General features: G+C 59.2%; 4 protein-coding genes and 1 pseudogene. 1 reads left to right on the top strand and 4 read right to left on the bottom strand.

Features of this window, described 5'->3' with window-relative positions:
- Positions 1–99 precede the first annotated feature (99 nt).
- On the top strand, positions 100–537 hold the full coding sequence (locus AWB81_RS40310) for a hypothetical protein (protein WP_062643941.1): 438 nt from the start codon (positions 100–102) through the stop codon (positions 535–537).
- 888 nt (positions 538–1425) lie between these two features.
- Here the strand turns inward: AWB81_RS40310 and AWB81_RS40320 are convergent.
- The 4 genes and pseudogenes from AWB81_RS40320 to AWB81_RS45390 all read right to left on the bottom strand — a co-directional run.
- Positions 1426–1912 (bottom strand): annotated as a pseudogene (locus AWB81_RS40320) (arsenic resistance protein); the annotation flags it as partial.
- A gap of 54 nt (positions 1913–1966) precedes the next feature.
- Complete coding sequence (locus AWB81_RS40325) at positions 1967–2392, bottom strand: hypothetical protein (RefSeq protein WP_062643943.1); 426 nt, start codon at positions 2390–2392, stop codon at positions 1967–1969.
- 182 nt (positions 2393–2574) lie between these two features.
- A complete protein-coding gene (locus tag AWB81_RS40330; RefSeq protein WP_268811806.1) occupies positions 2575–3621 on the bottom strand; it encodes a phosphate acetyltransferase in 1047 nt (348 codons plus the stop codon).
- 440 nt (positions 3622–4061) lie between these two features.
- Positions 4062–4316: a hypothetical protein gene (locus AWB81_RS45390; protein WP_143753584.1), complete on the bottom strand. Its 255-nt coding sequence runs from the start codon at positions 4314–4316 to the stop codon at positions 4062–4064.
- Between the last annotated feature and the right edge of the window lie 875 nt (positions 4317–5191).

The following is a 5191-nucleotide window of genomic DNA, read 5'->3' on the forward strand; positions in this document are numbered from 1 at the left end:
CGACAGAAATCGCGCTTTATCATGCACTTGGAAAACTACCCGAGCCTCCGTCGACCCACAGTTTTTACTGACGAACCATATTTTTAGGGACGTCGCGCGATGAGTGAGCAATTGAGCTGGCTGAAAGCAATTGGCAGAGCATGGCCACAGGTGCTGACGATAATCGTCTTCATGGTGGCGATCAGCCTGCGCTTTCCACTGTGGTTTGTGATGCTCTCGGCCATCGTCAACGGCACCGCCCTGACATACCTCATGCGGCACTTCGCGTCCCGGCGGTCGCGCACGGGTGGTGACCCGCTCCTCGGCGCCATCGTGATCGGCAGCGGACTGGCGTCGATTGCCCTGACTCTTAAGTGGTGGGCCGTGGAACAGCAGTTAAAGCTCACGCCCGGTGTACTCCTGCATATGGCCGGACATACAAAGTCGACCCCGAATCCAGCACTGGCATGGTCAAGCGTTCTGACCCAGTGGGGCTCCTGCTCGATTTTTCTGGTGATCGTAGCGGTGTGGGTGCTGGGCAGCGGACGTGCCGACTGAATACCGAACCCACTCAGTACGTCAGCCGACGTTTTCTGCGAACGCGCGAAAGCCTGAAGTCCACGGTCACCGTTGCCAGCCTCGTGGTGGTGCCGGCGATGGAGGCGATAGGGGGCTAGACGCGCGCCGGGATGAGCGCGAGCGACGATGGGCTCGGGTGGAAATAGAAAAACTCGACGAAATCGACGGCTATTATGGCGCGGATCGGCCCATGCGGCTACTACATATAGTGTCTTTGCTTGATGGCTGGCAGAGGCTCGATGAACAGGTGAACTTTCATGTCTATATCGAAACGCATCGAGATCGGATGACGACCGACCTCTATTTTAGGCTCGATCTGCTCGACGCTCGACCCGAGCTCAGGTTGCTTGCGGATCTCTTGCACTATCTCGTTGGACGCGAATGCAGCCGGAAATTCCCAGCACGACCACCGCCATCAACCACGCCAACAGTGCGCGCATTGGAGTGTCCCTGCCTTCTGTCTGGCACTTTCGCATTCATTTAGACGCAAGTCACGCCGGCCGACAGCCCCCAACCTGCGAGGGACGGAAGTTCCAGCCTACGCTGGACTGGTCGACCGCAATTGACGCAGGTCAAGGTCGTCGCGGAATCACACTTCTCCAGTTGCTGGCGTCTGCTTGTGGAGGGAATAGGCGGGCCGGACGAAAACAGCATTCTTCTTCACCTCCAAAGAGAGGCCAGCCGCCCTTGCGTGGCGCAGCGACCCTGTCTCGACATACAAACAAATCTGCTTCCCGCGACGCATACCATTGCGCTTGGTCAATTCCGCGTGCATTTCGGCACTAGCGGACCAATTGGCGTCGTCCGTGCTGAGCTACGCGACCAGTCTTGACGGGCCCAGCGAACATCCCTTGGCGCAGGCCAACCGACGACCGGGGCAAACGCGAACACGATAACCAGGTCGTTCAGCGCGACCTGCGACAGCGTGAAGTACGGGTCACCTTTTGTCAGCTGACTCCAGACAAGACCATCGCGGTGCGCGGCGCCGCAGCCAGCAAAATTAAGCCAGCCACGTAGCTGTCCAGTTGGTCGGCGGGTAGCACTGAGGCGAAAGAATGCCGGACAAAAGCCCACGCGAGAAACGCCATCGTGAATGGCTTGACGGCCCAGTTAGTGACGAGCGTTACACCGATGCCTTAAGCTGAGCGCGGACCTTCCCTAACGAGGCGAATTCGATGCGCAACTCATCGGAACAATCATGACCCAAATTAAAAGCCCGACCGAAAATGTTGACGTGGGCGAACTCGAGCGTGGAGACGGCGTGCACAGCGCTGGGTAATAGCTTCCCGAGGAATATCCCAGCCCCGATGCAACGCGCGACCCATACCGACAGATAGCGCTCGAAAAACCCCATGCCGCTGGGCGCAGGCTGCGTTGTTTTCGCGACGGTTTGACTCCCCTGACATCATCACTCCCCTCTCTCGCGCAGCGACGTACCGATGTTCTGAATTTTCTGTCGAATGTCGAACCGCCATGCGTTTGGCTTTTCGAACGAAAGATTCGCGAAAAGCCCGACGCGCTTTTTCATCTGCACGAATGCATGCAGGAATGCCTTTGTTCGGAACCGCTCGACTTTTGCCTGGGTCGCATGAAAGGCTGTGTCGAAGTAGGCGACCTGAGGGACTGACGGATCACGTTCTGCAAAGATGCGGATCGGCCCGAGGTCGTTGACCTGATGGAGCGGTGCGAGAGGCTTAAGCTTATCCAGTTCAAACAGCACCGCGGAAGTGGCTAGCACCAGCCCCTCGAACCGCGTGCCACCGTGCTTGACGCGATGACCAACAGCAATGGTGCCCCTCGCGATGCGCTTGCAAGGAGTCAGCGATTGCGACATAGCTACGTCGCGGTCGGCCCGGGCATGGCCGCACCTCTGAGCGCCGTTCTCGTCGACTGCCACGAGGTGCGGTGAACGGTCGCTCCATCTGACCCCGCGTCACCGGGGCGAGCTCTGCTGCCTGCGTGCCGAACGCGCTAAGCTTGATGCTGGATGAGCCGGCATTGAGCACCAGAATCAAGTCAGCCATCGTTCTGCCCGATGACTCGCGCTTGTTCTCTGCGCGTGCTTGCGACCAGCGAGGCGACCGCGCACGAAGCTAGCCTTGTAAGTACTGAATCGGCGCGGCTGGTGAGAATGATCGGCACGCGCGCGCCCAGCACGATGCCGGCGGCGTCGGCTCCAGCCAAGAACGACAGGCTCTTGGCCAACATGTTTCCCGCTTCGAGATTGGGCACGATCAGTACGTTCGCACGCCCCGCCACCGGCGAGTCAATCTTCTTGGTCTTCGCCGCTTCGAGGTCGATCGCGTTGTCGAGTGCCAATGGCCCGTCGACCAGCGCGCCCGTGATCTGATGGCGGTCCACCATCTTGCACAGCGCGGCGGCCTCTATCGTCGAAGGCACCTTCGGGTTCACCGTTTCCATCGCGGACAGGATCGCGACGCGCACTTCCTGCAGGCGCAATGCGTGACCGAGGTCGATCGCGTTCTGAAGAATATCGACCTTATCGGCGAGCGTTGGAGCGATATTGATTGCCGCATCGGAAATGATCAGCGCATTTTCGTGCCCGGGGACATCCATCACGAAACAGTGACTCACGCGCCGTGCGGTGCGCAAGCCGTCCTCGCGGCTGACGACGGCGGCCACCAGTTCGTCGGTGTGCAGGCTCCCCTTCATAAGCGCATCGGCCTTGCCTTCGCGTACCAACTCGGTGGCCTTCGCCGCGGCAGCGTGGCTATGCGGTGCATCGATGATGGTATAGCCGGTGATGTCCAGGCCGCACTCTTGCGCAACCGCTCGAATTCTCTTATCCGGTCCCACGAGCAGCGGTGAGATCAGTCCCAGTTCTGCCGCCTGCAAGGCGCCTGCCAGCGAACTGCGGTCGCAGGGATGCACGACAGCCGTGATGATCGGCGGCAAGGACTTGCAATAGTCGATCAGCCGTTGATACTTCTCATGCGTGCGCTCCATAGTGCCTCCAGTGAGGTCATTGCATGTGGACTTGGGTCGCCTCGGACGGACGGCCCTCACGGGCAGAGTTTCCCGGATGCGCTCGACCATGCTCATTTGCGCCGCACTCGGCTCGATGCCTCCCCCCGTGTCGCCCACTAGCTTGTCGAGAAACCGAGAGGAGCCCTTCGCGATTCCCGCGATTCTAGAAGAAGCAGCACATCAAGCGCCTGCTCGGGCTCGTAGCCCACCACGATATCTGCTCTCCGCGGATGCGTCGCCACTCGTCGGCCTCTACCTGCCGAAATACTCGCCGTAATCCGCGGCAAGCTGCGGACGCAGAACGAGCCGCGCTGCACGGGCTGGAACGCCACCGCGGGCGTCTCCTTTAGCCGCCGCGCGAGATCGACGCGAACGCCTCCTGAACGATTGGCAATTCGCGCGAGTCGGTATGAGCGGACGCTGCCTGCTCTTTCGCCCCAAACCGCTAGCCGCTATGCCCTATTGCCTCGGCGTGCGCAACCGAGAGACTATACACTTTCGTGTTGGATCGGCGATCATCGTATGTTCGCGCCCACGCTCGCTTCTATTTGGTCGGTGAAGGCCGCCCCATCCAGTACTGTTGATTTAACATCATGTTGTTTATCATCTGCTGCTGCAAGTTCAGATATTGGCCAGCCACTTACCGGCGTCGCGGAAGCTGCTCGCCCCCATGTGCCCCAACCACCGCCGATCATTTCGGGACCCATCATTCCACCATCACGCATCTGGCCGGGTCCCCATAGCCTATGCATGGCGGTCAAGGCGGTCATGGCGCTTTGCATCGTGGCCCAGTGCTGCTACACGTTACTGCGGATCCTCTGTGTGGCGAATCTGGCCCATCTGCGTAAACACCAACTGGCCACTTAAGACAAGTGCGGCTGCAGTGACTATCTATTTCCTCATGACAAATTCCCTGACGTCGCTCGATGGTTTGGCGGGCGACCATCTTGCCAGATAGAAGCATCGATGGCCTTGGCCTCGCCGTACTTGATCTAGATCAAATACGGCGGCGTAATCCCAGCCGGAGCTCTAATTAACTGCGACCGGACGATTTGTTGGACCCCGTGGCATTTCGACCGGAGAGATCGGCAACGAACGACCGCGACCGCTGAACTACGCGCCATTATCCGGTCTCCAACGCGACGCATCTGACGTGCGCAGATGTCCGTTGACTCAGTTGTCGTTTGAATGTCCCCGCCATCGCCCCAACTTGGCGGGCGAGCGGTCGACCTGATCAGGCGGTCAGCACATTTGCCGCACGGCCCCGCGAGAGTGAGACAAATCCAGACAGTCGGTACACGTTCTGAACTTGACCTGAATCAAGGTGCAAGATCCTTCGGGGCCTAAGATCTTGGCAAGGTGCTTGCGATTCGGTCTGTTCACCCGCATTTGATGACCACGCTTTAGGGCAGGCGGGAAAGGGCGCTTCACCGCTGATCGCAATGAGAAGAGTGTGCGACCGCTCCTTTATCCGGGTTCTGATCTGTCAATTTACAGAAGGCGGCCTCAAAAGTGAGGTGCAACACTTATTTCGTATAAGGTGTTGCAATGCCCGACAAAACTACTTCATACCAGCACCTTCAACCTGAAGAACGCCTCGCCATCGCAAGCCTACGACTGCAGGACGTGAGCATTCGGGCCATGG

The organism is Caballeronia arationis, from assembly GCF_001544975.2.
Taxonomy (GTDB): Bacteria; Pseudomonadota; Gammaproteobacteria; order Burkholderiales; family Burkholderiaceae; genus Caballeronia; species Caballeronia arationis.

What these genes read in the sequence shown, in the direction of transcription:
- AWB81_RS45390 (WP_143753584.1), bottom strand. Translation starts at nt 4,316, where the DNA reads ATGACCGCCTTGACCGCCATGCATAGGCTATGGGGACCCGGCCAGATG.
- AWB81_RS40325 (WP_062643943.1), bottom strand. Translation starts at nt 2,392, where the DNA reads ATGTCGCAATCGCTGACTCCTTGCAAGCGCATCGCGAGGGGCACCATT.
- AWB81_RS40330 (WP_268811806.1), bottom strand. Translation starts at nt 3,621, where the DNA reads ATGAGCATGGTCGAGCGCATCCGGGAAACTCTGCCCGTGAGGGCCGTC.
- AWB81_RS40310 (WP_062643941.1), top strand. Translation starts at nt 100, where the DNA reads ATGAGTGAGCAATTGAGCTGGCTGAAAGCAATTGGCAGAGCATGGCCA.